The organism is Roseovarius lutimaris, assembly GCF_900115165.1.
Lineage (GTDB): Bacteria > Pseudomonadota > Alphaproteobacteria > Rhodobacterales > Rhodobacteraceae > Roseovarius > Roseovarius lutimaris.
Genome location: NZ_FOVP01000007.1, coordinates 158,855 through 172,845, shown reverse-complemented (window position 1 = coordinate 172,845; position 13,991 = coordinate 158,855). Strand labels below are relative to the sequence as shown.

Genomic DNA, 13,991 nt, shown 5'->3' with positions numbered 1-13,991 from the left:
TGCCTTTGACCTCACGGTGAAGTGCGGACCGGTGCCGACCTCAAGGGGCACGATCATGCTTGAGGGGCAAGACATCGCCAACCAAAGCGGCCATGCCATCGTCAAGGCGGGCATCACCATGTGCCCCGAGGGCCGTCAGGTCTTTCCGCAGATGACGACGCTGCAAAACCTCAAGATGGGGCCCTTTACCCGCAGCGATGCCGATCAGGCCAGCGATCTTGACGAGATGATGGATATGTTTCCCATCCTGCGCGACCGCGCGGCGCAGGCGGCCGGCAACCTATCAGGCGGAGAGCAGGAAATGCTGGCCATTGTCCGCGCGCTCATGGTCCGGCCCAAGCTTTGCATTTTCGACGAGCTCTCGCTTGGCCTTGCCCCCAAGATCGTGGCCGAGGTCGGCAAAACCATCAAGCGGATCAAGGAGGTGGGCAAAACCATCCTGCTGGTCGAGCAGAACCCGGCCATGGCGCTGCGCCTGGCGGATCGCGTCTATTTGTTCGAGGCCGGTGAGATCGTTCTAAGCGGCACCGGAGAAGAGCTACGATCCCATCCAAGTGTCGCAAAGGCCCATTTGGGTCACTGAAATATAACGGAAATCTCAGGGAGGAGATGAACATGAAACTGACAGCACTCACCGCTGCATTGGCACTTGCGGGGATCCCACATCTCCGACTTCTGTTTATCCGATTAAAACGTCCGCGTCCGGTACTTCATGATCAACACTCCATCTTTCCAAAGAGCTTAAAGTGTTGCAGCGACTCGTTGAAACCGCCGGGACAAGCTGCCTTTCGTCGCCCGACCAGATGATCTGGGTGCGTCTCAGTCGAGCAATGCCCTAATGACAAGCGTTGCAGCGGTCGCCAGGTAAAGGTCGCTGCCGTTTACGACGTAAACTTCATTGCGACCGGGACGCGGAAGGCCACGGGCTCGCCAATCTCTGACAACGATCACATCCTGTTTCCGGAAACGGTGACCAATCGCATGCCTATGGCGTTTCACTTTCGGCGCTTTCACTTTGGCACCGTGGCCATGGGAGTTGTACTTTGCACCTGCTCTGTCCGCCATGGCCGGCATCGTCACTACGGGCACGGCTACGGTAGCCAAAACAAAGACAGTTGCGCATCGTTTCATTAAGTTCTGCATTGGGTCATTCCTTATGTTCGATATTCATTCAACGCATGGTCGGCAAATATCTGTCGCAAATATTTTGAATCTATCGGAGATCAGAGCACGGTCACGTTCGGACCGTGACGTCCAAAAACCCGAAGACACACAGCCGGAACCCATTGCACCGACCACACGCATTGCTGTTTTACCTTCAGACAGGCCGATCTGCGCCAAGAGGCGAAATTCGCCCTCGTCAGGGGCGCGTTGATCGTGTATTAAATAGTTTAACGCTAAACTATATTTGCAAACAAGGAGTCGCCCGCCCATGGCTGCCCGAAAAAGCACAAAGAAACCAAACGTTTCTGCCGATGAACTCAAGACATTTTACCGCGATATGCTGCTGATCCGCCGATTCGAGGAAAAGGCCGGCCAGCTTTACGGCATGGGTTTGATCGGCGGTTTTTGTCACCTTTATATTGGTCAGGAAGCGGTGGTTGTCGGTCTTGAGGCCGCCGCCGAAGACGGCGACAAACGCATCACCACCTATCGTGATCACGGCCATATGCTGGCCTGTGGCATGGACCCCAAAGGCGTGATGGCCGAACTTACGGGCCGCGAGGGTGGCTATAGCCGCGGCAAGGGCGGCTCGATGCATATGTTCAGCAAGGAAAAGCATTTCTACGGCGGGCATGGCATCGTCGGGGCGAATGTGCCGCTTGGCGCCGGTCTGGCCTTTGCCGATAAATACAACGAAAACGGCCGCGTGACATTCACCTATTTCGGCGATGGCGCCGCCAACCAGGGGCAGGTCTATGAGACCTTCAACATGGCCGCGCTCTGGGATTTGCCGGTGATCTTCGTCATCGAGAACAACCAGTATGCCATGGGCACCTCGCAGAAACGCTCGACCTCGAGCCCGGATATCTACACCCGCGGCGAGGCTTTCGGCATTCCCGGCGAGGCCGTGGATGGCATGGATGTTCTGGCCGTGAAAGAGGCCGGCGAAAAGGCCGTGGCGCATTGCCGCTCGGGCAAGGGCCCTTATATCCTTGAAATCAAGACCTACCGCTATCGCGGCCATTCGATGTCGGACCCGGCCAAGTACCGCACCCGCGAAGAGGTCCAGAAGATGCGCGACGAGAAAGACGCGATCGAGCATGTGCGCGACCTGCTGCTCTCGGGTAGCCATGCCAGCGAGGACGATCTCAAGGCGATCGACAAGGAGATCAAGGAGATCGTCAACGCCAGTGCCGAATTTGCCAAGGACAGCCCGGTGCCCGCCGCCGAAGAGCTTTGGACCGATATTTACGCCGATACGGCGCCGCAGAACGCCTGAGAAGGAGAGACACCCATGGCAACCGAAATTTTGATGCCCGCCCTCTCTCCGACGATGGAAGAAGGCACATTGGCAAAATGGCTGGTCAAGGAAGGCGATAGCGTCAAGAGCGGCGATATCATGGCCGAGATTGAGACCGACAAGGCCACGATGGAATTCGAGGCCGTCGATGAAGGCACCATCGGCAAGATCCTGATCGAAGAGGGCACCGAGGGCGTGAAAGTCAACACCGCCATCGCCGTGCTTCTGGAAGAGGGCGAAAGCGCCGACGACATCGAAAGCGTCGCCACCCCGGAAAGCGCGCCGGAAGACGAGGCCCCAGCCCCGAAAAAATCCGCCCCCGCCGAGGCCAAAGCGCCCGAGGCGCCGAAGGCCGACACAAGCCCCGACTGGCCCGAGGGCACCGAGATGGAAACCAAGACCGTGCGCGAGGCTCTCAACGCCGCCATGGCCGAGGAAATGCGCGACGATCCGACGGTCTTTATCATGGGCGAAGAGGTGGCCGAATATCAGGGCGCCTACAAGATCACCCAGAACCTGCTGGAAGAATTCGGCGGCAAGCGGGTGATCGACACGCCGATCACCGAGCATGGCTTTGCCGGGATCGGGGTTGGCGCGGCCTTTGGCGGCCTGCGTCCAATTGTCGAATTCATGACCTGGAACTTTGGCATGCAGGCGATTGACCAGATCATCAACTCTGCCGCCAAGACGCTTTATATGTCCGGCGGGCAAATGGGCTGTCCAATCGTGTTTCGCGGCCCCAACGGTGCCGCCGCCCGTGTCGGCGCCCAGCACAGCCAGGATTACGCGGCCTGGTACGCGCAAATTCCGGGCCTGAGGGTGGTACAGCCCTATTCGGCGGCCTGTGCCAAGGGTCTTTTGAAACAGGCGATCCGCGACCCGAACCCGGTGATTTTCCTTGAAAACGAAATCCTCTACGGGCGCTCCTTCGAGGTGCCGAAACTGGATGATTTCACCATTCCCTTCGGCAAGGCCAAGATCTGGCGCGAGGGTTCTGACGTGACCATCGTCAGCTTTGGCATCGGCATGACCTATGCGCTTGAGGCGGCGGACAAGCTTGCCGAAGACGGCGTCAGCGCCGAGGTGATCGACCTGCGCACCCTGCGCCCGCTTGATTATGACACGGTGATTGCCAGCGTGATGAAGACCAACCGCTGTGTCACTGTCGAGGAAGGCTGGCCGGTGGCCTCGATTGGCAACCACATCTCGGCCACCCTGATGGAGCGCGCATTTGATTATCTTGACGCGCCTGTCATCAACTGCACCGGCAAGGATGTGCCCATGCCCTATGCAGCCAACCTTGAAAAGCTGGCGCTGACATCCGTGGATGAGGTGCTCGATGCCGTGCGCCAAGTGACCTATCGGTAAGGAGACATAGAGCGATGCCAATTGAAATTCTGATGCCCGCCCTGTCCCCCACCATGGAAGAGGGCACCCTTGCCAAATGGCTTGTCAAAGAGGGCGACACGGTCAGTTCCGGCGACCTTCTGGCCGAGATTGAAACCGACAAGGCCACGATGGAATTCGAGGCCGTCGATGAAGGCACGATCGGCAAGATCCTGATCGAAGAGGGCAGTGAGGGCGTGAAAGTGAACACCGCCATCGCCGTGCTTCTGGAAGAGGGTGAAAGCGCCGATGACATCGAGGCTGGCGGCTCTTCGGCCTCGGGCGAGGCCGCCTCGCCAAAGTCCGAAGCGGCGGAAAAGCCCGAGACGGGCGACAGCAACAAACCCGCGCCTGACACCCCCCAGACCAAGGCGCCCGCAGCGCCGACTGACGGTGATGGCGGGCGTATCTTCGCCTCGCCCCTCGCGCGCCGGATTGCCGCCGACAAGGGCGTTGATCTTGCCGGTATTTCCGGCTCTGGCCCGCATGGCCGGATCGTCAAGGCGGATGTGGAGAGCGCCAAGCCCTCCGCCGCATCAACGAAAGAGACCGCGAAATCTACCGACAAGGCCCCTGCCCCGGCGGCGGCGGCCTCTGGCCCGTCCTCGGATGCGGTCATGGCGATGTATCAGGATCGCGACTATGAAGAGGTCAAGCTTGACGGGATGCGCAAGACAATCGCCGCGCGCCTGACCGAGGCCAAACAGACAGTGCCGCATTTCTATTTGCGCCGCGATATCAAGCTCGATGCGCTGATGAAATTCCGGGCTGAGCTGAACAAACAGCTTGAAGCGCGCAGCGTCAAACTCTCGGTGAATGACTTCATCATCAAGGCCTGTGCGCTTGCGCTCCAGGCGGTGCCGGATGCCAATGCGGTCTGGGCAGGCGACAAGGTGCTCAAGCTGAAACCCTCGGATGTGGCGGTGGCCGTGGCGATCGAGGGCGGGCTGTTCACGCCGGTCCTCAAGGATGCCGAGATGAAATCGCTCTCGGCGCTCTCGACCGAGATGAAAGACCTCGCTGCCCGCGCCCGCGACCGCAAGCTTGCGCCGCAGGAATATCAGGGCGGTACTTTCGCGATTTCCAACCTCGGCATGTTCGGCATCGACAATTTCGACGCGGTGATCAACCCGCCGCATGGCGCGATCCTGGCGGTCGGTGCGGGCAAGAAGCAGCCCGTTGTCGGCAGCGACGGAGAGCTGGCCGTGGCCACAGTCATGTCGGTCACGCTAAGTGTCGATCACCGGGTGATTGACGGCGCAATGGGCGCCGATCTTTTGAACCAGATCGTCGAAAATCTGGAAAACCCGATGGTCATGCTGGCCTGAAACAACACCGCCCCCGGCTGGAAACACTCCATCCGGGGGCGTAATTTGTCCTGCAATGTCGAAAACGCCGGATCAATCGGCGCCATTTTCCTCGCCGCGTACACCCAAAAGCTGGTTCATGCTGACAGAGGGTTGTGAACAGCCCGCCTCGCCGACAATGCGCGCAGGCACCCCCGCCACCGTCTTGCAGGGCGGCACCTCTTCCAGCACCACCGAACCGGCGGCGATGCGGCTACAATTGCCGACGAGGATATTGCCAAGCACCTTGGCCCCGGCACCAATCAGAACGCCATTGCCGATCTTGGGATGGCGGTCCTCTTCTTCCTTACCGGTGCCGCCAAGGGTCACCGAATGCAGCATCGAGACATTGTCACCGACAACTGCCGTTTCGCCGATCACGATGGAATGGGCATGGTCGATCATGATGCCCTTGCCGATCCGCGCGGCGGGGTGAATATCGACGCCAAACACCTCAGAGGCGCGCATCTGAAAGAACCGCGCCAGATCACGACGGCCGGAGGTCCAGAGCCAATGGGCGATGCGGTAGGCCTGCACCGCCTGAAAGCCCTTGAAGAACAACAGCGGCAGAATAAAGCGGTCACAGGCCGGATCGCGATCATTCACCGCAACGATATCGGCACGTGCCGCAAGCCCGATGTCAGGATCAGAGCCAAGCGCCTTGTCGCAAATCTCCCGCAGAATCTGTTCGGGCATTTCATTCGAGGTCAGCTTGAGAGAAATCCGATAGGCCAGCGCCGATTCGAAGGTATCATGGTGCAGAACACTTGAATGGATCAGCCCGCCCAGGAGCGGCTCATCGGCAATCGCCTGTTTCGCCTCGGACGCAATCCGAGCCCAGACCGGATCAAGCTCCGCCAGTTTTGAATGTGTTTTCGCCACGTGTATGCTCCTCTGGATTGGGTCGAGTGTAACAGATAGGCAGGATCAGTGAAATGCAAAGGCGTGATCGGGGGGATAAGCAAAATGAATGAGAACGACCAGAGCCAATTTCGCACCCGGATCAAGGCCCTGTTGATCGACCTGGCAAAAGAGGATGCGCTTGGTCACTCGGGGCAGGCCACAGTCGAGCTTGATCAACAGGCGGTGGGTCGGCTGAGCCGGATGGACGCGCTGCAAAATCAGGCCATGGCCAAGGCCAGCCATATGCGCCGCCAGACCCTCAAAACCCGGCTTGAAATGGCTTTGCGGCGCATGGATGAGGGAGATTTCGGCTATTGCGAAGATTGTGGCGACGATATTGCCCAGGCCCGTCTGGTGCTTGACCCGGCCGCGACGCGCTGTATTTCATGCGCCAATGGCTAAGGCGCACCTGCCCCAAATCCCTGCACTCCGTTTCGGCCGGGGGAGCCTCCGGCGGGGATATTTACGGCCAGAAGAAACCAGAGCGTGGCATCCGGCTTTCATCTTTCCATAAATACTCAATCCACGGTGGCCACCGCGCGCAGGCCCTTCTAGTTGGCCGCGCGCTCTGCTTCGATTTCGCGCCATTTTGCGACGTTACGATTATGCTCTTCCAGGGTTCGGGCAAAGGCGTGTCCGCCGGTTCCATCGGCCACGAAGAAGATGTAATCTGTGCTGTCTGGATTGACCGCCGCCTCAATACTGGCGCGGCCCGGATTTGCGATCGGGGTCGGCGGCAGGGCGTCGATCACATAGGTGTTCCAGGGCGTCGCGGCGCGCAATTCACTTTGGCGCAGACCACGGCCCAGAATTCCCTGCCCCTTGGTCACACCATAAATCACCGTCGGGTCAGTTTGCAGCCTCATGCCCCGCTTGAGGCGGTTGGTAAAAACGCTGGCCACTTGTCGGCGCTCTTCGGAAACGCCGGTTTCCTTTTCGATGATCGAGGCAAGGATCAACGCCTCATCGGCACTTGCAAGCGGCACGTCCTCGGCGCGATTTTGCCAGGCCTCGGCAAGGATAATATCCTGCGCCGCGCGCATGCGGGCGATGACGCTCTCGCGGGTGTCGCCTGCACGCACCTCATAGCTATCGGGCGCGAGCGAGCCTTCTGCGGGCATTTCCTCGACTGTGCCCTCAAGCACATCGACGGATTTCAGTTCTTCGACCACCTGCCAGCTTGTCACGCCTTCGGCAAGCGCAATGCGATAGCGGGTGTCGGCCTGGCCGCGCACGCGGGTGAAAAGATCGGGGCGCGCCTCGTCGACTCCCGGATCAAACGAGATCTTTTCCTCGTAGCGCCCGGTGCCGGTGTCAAGCTCGCGCACCACCACCTCGGCGTTGGTGATACCGATGCGATAGACCACCTCTGTGCCACAGCTGCTGGCGCCGCCACGGGTTATGATCTCGGTGATCTGCGCCATGCTGGCGCCTTCGGGGATGAGCCAGCTGCCGGCCTTGAGGTCATCGCTCTTGTCGCCATATTCCGCGCCGATACGAAAGATCGTCCCGCTGGCAATCGCGCCCTCATCTTCCAGACGACGCGAAATGCGTCGCATCGTGCTACCGGGTTCAACCCGGAGGCACATCGCCTCGCTCAGAGGGCCACTGGTGCCGTATTCCTTTTGGCCCCAGAGGATCATGCCCCCAAGCAGAAAGACGATAACAACCAGAAGCGTAAGGAAATTCGAGGCGATATGCCGCCACATCAGCGCAGTTTCCCGAAACAGACCGAGGCATTGGTCCCACCAAAGCCAAAGCTGTTGGACATGACCACATTCACCTCACGCTCGCGTTTGACATTCGGCACCAGATCAAGCGGGGTATCCACCGCCTGATTGTCCAGGTTGATCGTCGGCGGCACCACCTGATCCCGCAGCGCCAGGATCGAGAAAACCGCCTCGACCGCGCCTGCCGCCCCCAACAGATGCCCGGTGGCCGATTTGGTCGAACTCATTGAGGTCTTGGCCGCGGCATTGCCCAAGAGCCGCTCTACCGCCCCAAGCTCGATCGTGTCGGCCATCGTGCTTGTGCCATGGGCATTGATGTAATCCACATCCCCTGGTTCAAGGCCGGAATGCTTGAGCGCCGATTTCATCGCGCGATAGCCGCCATCGCCATCCTCGGCAGGTGCCGTGATGTGATGGGCATCGCCGGACAGGCCATAGCCCAGCACCTCGGCATAGATCTTGGCGCCGCGTGCCTTGGCATGTTCAAGCTCTTCCAAAACCACCACACCGGCCCCTTCGCCCATCACGAAACCATCACGGTCCGCGTCATAGGGGCGGCTGGCGGCCTTTGGGTTATCGGCCCGTTTGGTCGACAGGGCCTTGCAGGCGTTGAACCCGGCAATACCAATCTCGCAGATCGCCGCCTCGGCGCCACCGGCAAGCATCACATCCGCATCGTCGAACATGATCAGCCGTGCCGCATCGCCAATCGCATGCGCCCCGCTTGCGCAGGCCGTGACAACCGCGTGGTTCGGCCCCTTGAAACCGTGACGGATGCTGACCTGTCCACTGATCAGGTTGATCAGCGCGCTGGTGATGAAAAACGGCGACACCCGACGCGCGCCCTTGTCGCGGATCACAAGCGTGGTCTCTTCGATCGAGCTCAGCCCGCCAATGCCCGATCCCATCATCACGCCGGTACGCGCGCGGCTTTCCTCATCCTCGGGCATCCAACCGGCATCTTCCACCGCCTGCTGGGCAGCCGCCACACCGTAGAGAATGAAATCGCCGACTTTGCGGCGTTCCTTGGGCTGCATGTAATGATCGGCATTGAAGGTGCCATCGCTGCCATCGCCAAGCGGCACCTCACAGGCGTAGGTGGTCAGCACGTTACAGGGATCAAATCGGGTAATGGTGCCCGCACCTGACTGCCCGTCCAGAAGACGCTTCCAGCTTTCTTCAACCCCGGATGCAAGCGGGGTAACCAAACCCAGACCGGTGACAACGACACGCCGCATAATGCTGCCCTTTCAGTGCTTATTCTTCAAAAGCTCTTACCCCGGCTTACCCCCGGGGGGCAAGAGCCGCGCGCATTGCTACGCGGCAGCATGCCGAGTTTTCCGGGGTTGCGGCTACGTCACCCGGCCCTGTCGGTCTATGCGAACGGTGCCGTCGGTTCTGATACCGCACGCGCAAGCGCAAGCGCGGCGCCAAGATCGACATCCTTGGCCAAAAGCGCGCGGCCAATCAATGTACCGGCAATATTGGGCATATACTTCAGCCGCGACACATCATCCGCTGTGCGCACCGTGCCACGGGCGATAACCGGCAAACGGGTTTTGGCCGCAAGCCCCGAAATCACCCCGAGGCTGCCATCGCTATCCTCGATATCGGCGTCAATATCGGTCACGATGATCCCCGCAAGTGGCACGCCGTCAAAGGCCTGAATAAAGGTCTCCGGGCTTATCGCACTTGAACTGCGCCAACCGTCGGTCATCATCTGCCCCTGAAAGATATCCACGGCGACAACGATCTGATCCGGGTGATACTTGGCAAGTTCCTTTACGGCCGCGGGGTCATGCACCGCCAGGGTACCAAGAACGATGCGCCCCGCACCTTTGTCTATCCAGCGGCTGACCGCCTCGCGCGAGCGAAAGCCACCGCCGAGTTGCACGGGAATGCCTGCCGCGCGAATGATCTCGGCGATCAAATCATCGTTACCGCCCTCGCCACGCAGCCCATTCATATCCGTCAGATGCATCCAGTCCGCCCCGGCCGCCGCAAAGCTGCGGGCCGTCTCGACCGGATCCACATGCCAGATCACCGGCTCGTCCAGCCGTCCACGCGTCAGGCTAACGCATTTACCGTTCAGAATTTCCAACGTCGGATAGAGGATCATCATCGCGCCCTTTTCAAGGTCAAACCCCCGGCTGTTGTACCGGACGAAATCAATTGTGCCTGTCGAGAGGCACAATGACTTGTCTCAAATCGGCATCATATGGGCCTTTCGCGGCGATCCAACCAAAGCGAAACATGCCCGATAAAACGCAAAAGGCCCCGCCGGATGGCAGGGCCTTTCCTCGCACATGGCGAAAAACTCAGGACGCTTCGCTGATAAACTTCACTGCGTCGCCAAAGGTTTGGATCGTATCGGCAGCATCGTCAGGGATCTCGATGCCGAATTCCTCTTCGAAGGCCATGACCAGTTCGACCGTGTCCAGGCTGTCTGCGCCAAGATCGTCGATGAACGAGGCTTTTTCGACAACCTTGTCCTCTTCAACGCCCAGGTGTTCCACAACGATCTTTTTAACGCGGTCTGCGATATCGCTCATGTCATAATCCTCATCGTTTCATGGGCACTCTTGCCCGTTTTATGCCCCCGATAAATCAGGGAGCGGCTTTGATAGTGCCCCAGCGGGCGGCTCTCGACTACCCGCAAACTGCGGCCCACCGGGGGAATCCGCTTGTTCCTCCGGTAATTCTGCGCCGCCTATAGCACATGGCGCGGCGTTGGCAAATGCTTTCACAACCCCAAGATATCCCGCCGGGCAAGACCAGGGAACGGCCGACCTGTCGATTTCACAGCCTCCCGCACATCCCATCACCTGATTCTCCTCGCGACATCCCGGCCAGTCCCGGACGCGCCAGGCGCGATCTCACGGGGGCTCAGACTCACGCCACGCGCAACTGGGCTTTCACCGTTCCACAAATACTCAAATTCCTCTCCGGGCAAAAAGGCGCGCCCTTCGAGACAAGAGCGTCGCCTTTCCATTTTCGCAAATCAAGTGCGCGGAAGCGCTCAATTTGAACCCGCCAGCCGGATCCGGTTTAGATCATCGCCATGCCGCCATTCACATGCAATGTGGTGCCGGTGACATAGCCCGCCTCGGCGCTGGCAAGATAAAGCACGGCTGCTGCAATCTCATCCGGCGTGCCCATGCGCGCGGCGGGAATTTGCGTATTGATTGCCGCTTTCTGCTCATCGCTCAGCTTGTCCGTCATCGGCGTGGCGATAAAGCCCGGCGAGACCACATTGGCCGTGATCCCGCGGCTCGCAACCTCATAGGCGATGGATTTGGTCATGCCGACCAGACCGGCCTTGGCAGCGGCATAATTCACCTGTCCGGGGTTGCCGCTCGTGCCCACGATCGAACCGATATTGATGATTCGGCCCCAGCGGGATTTCATCATCGGGCGCACCGCCCCACGACACAGACGCATCGCCGCCGTCAGGTTGACGTCGATCACATCATGCCAGTCCTCGTCCGACATCCGCATGAAAAGCTGATCGCGGGTGATCCCGGCATTGTTGACCAGGATATCAAGGCTGCCCATCGCGGCGATGGCGGTTTTGGGAAGGGCCTCGACCGCGTCTTTGTCGCCAAGATTGCAGGGCAGAACATGGGCGCGCTCACCAAGTTCGGCGGCCAAAGCCTCAAGCGGCTCAACCCGCGTGCCGCTCAGGCCAACGGTTGCCCCCGCACCGTGGAGCACGCGGGCAATCGCGGCGCCAATGCCACCGGATGCGCCAGTCACCAGTGCGGATTTTCCTGTCAGATCAAACATCTATGGTCCTTTCTTAATAAAATTCTGGTGGATCAGGTGCCTGCAAACGCCTCTGCGGCGGCCGTGACGTCATCCGGGGTGCCGACCGCGCGGCAGGCCATGTCGCGGTCAATCCGCCGGATCATCCCCGAGAGCGCCTTGCCTGCGCCGATTTCCCAGGCTTCGGTGACGCCCTCGGCGGCCATGTAAAGCACCGATTCCCGCCAGCGGACCGCGCCGGTCACCTGCTCGACCAGCAGGGCGCGAATGTCATCGGGCTCCTGCACGGCGCTCGCGCGCACATTGGCCACCAGCGGCACCACCGGCATAGCAAAGCTGACCTCGGCCAGGGCTGCGGCCATTTCCTCGGCGGCGGGGGCCATCAGGGCGCAATGAAACGGCGCGCTGACCGGCAACAGCAGCGCGCGTTTGGCGCCTTTGGCCTTGGCCAGTTCAACCGCGCGCTCGACCGCCGCCTTGTGGCCCGAGACCACGACCTGACCGGGGTCATTGTCATTGGCGGCCTGACAGACCTCGCCTTGCGCGGCCTCTTCGGCCAGGGCGCGCGCGGTATCATAATCAAGCCCAAGAATGGCGGCCATCGCGCCAACCCCGACCGGCACCGCCTTTTGCATGGCGCGCCCGCGAATACGCAAGAGCCGCGCCGTATCGGCAATGCTGAGCGCGCCAGCCGCCGCAAGGGCCGAATATTCCCCAAGCGAATGCCCGGCCACAAATCCAGCCGCCTGTGCAATCTCGACGCCCTCCGCCTCAAGCGCGCGCAGCGCCGCAAGTGAGGTTGCCATCAGGGCCGGCTGGGCGTTCTCTGTGAGGGTCAGCCTGTCCTGTTCGCCCTCCCAGATCAGCGCCGACAGCTTTTCGCCAAGCGCCTCATCGACCTCGTCGAAAACCGCCCGCGCCGCCGGATAGGCCTCGGCCAATGCCTGCCCCATGCCGATGGTCTGTGCCCCCTGCCCGGGAAATACGAATGCTCGGTTCATATGCTTTATGCCTCCCTGAAACTGCCCCCGGATACCGCGCCGGGCCGGTTATGGCAACGCCCTTCGGATATATCGCAGGGCCGCACGGGGCCTGTGCGCCAGATGTGATTGCCCCGCGCGTGCATTTGGCTAGATTGGGCGCGCAACCACAAGGAACAGCGCGATGCCACTTACCAACTCGGCCAGCACCTACGGCAGTGTGACCAAAACCTTTCATTGGCTGATTGCGCTCTTGATCCTGTCCAACATCCCGCTTGGCCTTATCGCAAGCGATCTTGCACATGAGGTTCAGATCGCCCCGACCGAGACCCTGATCAATCGCACCGCGTTTTTGTTTTCGCTGCATAAAACCATTGGCGTGGCGATATTTTTCGTGGCCCTCGCGCGCATCACCTGGGCGATCAGCCAGCCCAAGCCGGGGCTGCTCAATGGCGACAAATGGGCCGAGGCCTGGGCGGCGGAAACCGTGCATTGGCTGCTTTATGGCTCGCTTGTGCTGGTCCCGCTTTCGGGTTGGGTGCATCACGCGGCGACCTCTGGTTTTGCGCCAATCTGGTGGCCCTTTGGTCAGACCCTGCCGCTGGTGCCGAAATCCGAGACACTGTCGGCGCTTGCCAGCACGCTGCATTATATCCTGCAATGGGTGCTGATCGGCGCGATTGGCGCGCATGTTGCGGGCGCGCTCAAGCATCATCTGCTGGATCGCGATGCCACGCTGCGCCGGATGCTGCCGGGCCATGCCCCCGGTCAGCCCACGACGCGCCAGCCCGGTCATCTGTTGCCCTTTGTCACCGCGCTTGCGGTCTGGCTGGCGGCGCTTGGCGGGGCCGGCATGCTTGGCTGGTTTGCTGCGGGCGAGAACGCACAGGCCACCGGCCTTGCCCAGGTCGAAAGCGACTGGAGCGTGCAGGACGGCCAATTGCAGGTCACCGTGCAACAGATGGGATCATCGGTGCAGGGAAGCTTTGCCGATTGGACCGCCGACATCACCTATGACGAAACCGGCGATGCGAGCGGCAAGCACGGCTCTGTCGAGGTCACCATCGCCATCGAGTCGCTCTCGCTTGGCTCGGTCACCAAACAGGCGATGGGGCCGGATTATTTCAATGTCAGCAGCTTTCCGACCGCGCAATTCAGCGCCGATCTGATCAAGACCGATCAGGGCCATGTGGCGCGCGGCACGCTTACCATTCGCGACCAATCGGTGCCGGTCGAGATGCCTTTTGACCTTGTGATCGAGGGCGACACCGCCACCGTGAGCGGCGGCCTGTCGGTGGATCGGCGTGAATTTGATATTGGCACCGGCATGACCGATCCCAACTCGCTTGGCTTTGGCGTTGATATCAAGGTCGATCTGACCGCCAGCCGCGCGCCCTGAGCGGGCGCGCCGCCCCGG

General features: G+C 60.6%; 14 protein-coding genes. 6 read left to right on the top strand and 8 right to left on the bottom strand.

All coding sequences use genetic code 11. The features are described 5' to 3' along the window. Positions 1-16 precede the first annotated feature (16 nt). Positions 17-583 carry an ABC transporter ATP-binding protein gene (locus BMZ91_RS08100; protein WP_342741938.1) on the top strand — a complete coding sequence of 189 codons (567 nt, stop codon included), beginning with the start codon at positions 17-19 and terminating at the stop codon, positions 581-583. Between the two features lie 236 nt (positions 584-819). Here BMZ91_RS08100 and BMZ91_RS08095 read toward each other — a convergent pair whose 3' ends face one another. Beyond that, entirely contained in the window at positions 820-1,143 is a 324-nt protein-coding gene (locus BMZ91_RS08095) for an RcnB family protein (RefSeq protein ID WP_092836802.1), read from the bottom strand. Positions 1,144-1,432: 289 nt separating this feature from the next. Between BMZ91_RS08095 and pdhA the strand changes: the two genes are divergently transcribed. From pdhA to BMZ91_RS08080, 3 genes are read left to right on the top strand one after another with little or no spacing between them, the layout of a single operon-like run. Beyond that, positions 1,433-2,443, top strand: coding sequence for a pyruvate dehydrogenase (acetyl-transferring) E1 component subunit alpha (pdhA, locus tag BMZ91_RS08090; protein ID WP_092836798.1), 1,011 nt, complete (start codon positions 1,433-1,435; stop codon positions 2,441-2,443). A gap of 15 nt (positions 2,444-2,458) precedes the next feature. Beyond that, a complete protein-coding gene (locus BMZ91_RS08085) occupies positions 2,459-3,832 on the top strand; it encodes a pyruvate dehydrogenase complex E1 component subunit beta (protein ID WP_092836795.1) in 1,374 nt (457 codons plus the stop codon). A 14-nt stretch (positions 3,833-3,846) separates the two neighbouring features. After that, entirely contained in the window at positions 3,847-5,178 is a 1,332-nt protein-coding gene (locus BMZ91_RS08080; RefSeq protein WP_092836792.1) for a pyruvate dehydrogenase complex dihydrolipoamide acetyltransferase, read from the top strand. 72 nt (positions 5,179-5,250) lie between these two features. Here BMZ91_RS08080 and cysE read toward each other — a convergent pair whose 3' ends face one another. Next, positions 5,251-6,078, bottom strand: coding sequence for a serine O-acetyltransferase (gene cysE, locus BMZ91_RS08075; RefSeq protein WP_092836789.1), 828 nt, complete (start codon positions 6,076-6,078; stop codon positions 5,251-5,253). A gap of 84 nt (positions 6,079-6,162) precedes the next feature. Here cysE and BMZ91_RS08070 point away from each other — a divergent pair, with 84 nt between their 5' ends. Continuing rightward, positions 6,163-6,501, top strand: a complete 339-nt coding sequence (locus BMZ91_RS08070) for a TraR/DksA family transcriptional regulator (RefSeq protein WP_092836899.1) — start codon at positions 6,163-6,165, stop codon at positions 6,499-6,501. 149 nt (positions 6,502-6,650) lie between these two features. On the opposite strand, the gene mltG is transcribed toward BMZ91_RS08070, so the two are convergent. The 6 genes from mltG to fabD all read right to left on the bottom strand — a co-directional run bounded on the left by mltG (position 6,651) and on the right by fabD (position 12,595). Next, on the bottom strand, positions 6,651-7,808 hold the full coding sequence (gene mltG, locus BMZ91_RS08065; protein ID WP_092836786.1) for an endolytic transglycosylase MltG: 1,158 nt from the start codon (positions 7,806-7,808) through the stop codon (positions 6,651-6,653). Next, complete coding sequence (gene fabF, locus BMZ91_RS08060; protein WP_092836783.1) at positions 7,808-9,067, bottom strand: beta-ketoacyl-ACP synthase II; 1,260 nt, start codon at positions 9,065-9,067, stop codon at positions 7,808-7,810. Before fabF ends, mltG begins: the two co-directional genes overlap by 1 nt. A 137-nt stretch (positions 9,068-9,204) precedes the next feature. After that, positions 9,205-9,948 (bottom strand): 1-(5-phosphoribosyl)-5-[(5-phosphoribosylamino)methylideneamino] imidazole-4-carboxamide isomerase, encoded by a 744-nt coding sequence (locus tag BMZ91_RS08055; protein ID WP_092836896.1) that lies wholly within the window; start codon positions 9,946-9,948, stop codon positions 9,205-9,207. A gap of 199 nt (positions 9,949-10,147) precedes the next feature. Further along, entirely contained in the window at positions 10,148-10,381 is a 234-nt protein-coding gene (locus BMZ91_RS08050; protein WP_092836780.1) for an acyl carrier protein, read from the bottom strand. A gap of 496 nt (positions 10,382-10,877) precedes the next feature. After that, a complete protein-coding gene (gene fabG / locus BMZ91_RS08045; RefSeq protein ID WP_092836777.1) occupies positions 10,878-11,615 on the bottom strand; it encodes a 3-oxoacyl-[acyl-carrier-protein] reductase in 738 nt (245 codons plus the stop codon). Positions 11,616-11,647: 32 nt separating this feature from the next. Further along, positions 11,648-12,595 (bottom strand): ACP S-malonyltransferase, encoded by a 948-nt coding sequence (gene fabD / locus BMZ91_RS08040; RefSeq protein ID WP_092836774.1) that lies wholly within the window; start codon positions 12,593-12,595, stop codon positions 11,648-11,650. A gap of 163 nt (positions 12,596-12,758) precedes the next feature. Here fabD and BMZ91_RS08035 point away from each other — a divergent pair, with 163 nt between their 5' ends. Beyond that, on the top strand, positions 12,759-13,973 hold the full coding sequence (locus BMZ91_RS08035; RefSeq protein WP_092836771.1) for a cytochrome b/b6 domain-containing protein: 1,215 nt from the start codon (positions 12,759-12,761) through the stop codon (positions 13,971-13,973). Positions 13,974-13,991: the final 18 nt, after the last annotated feature.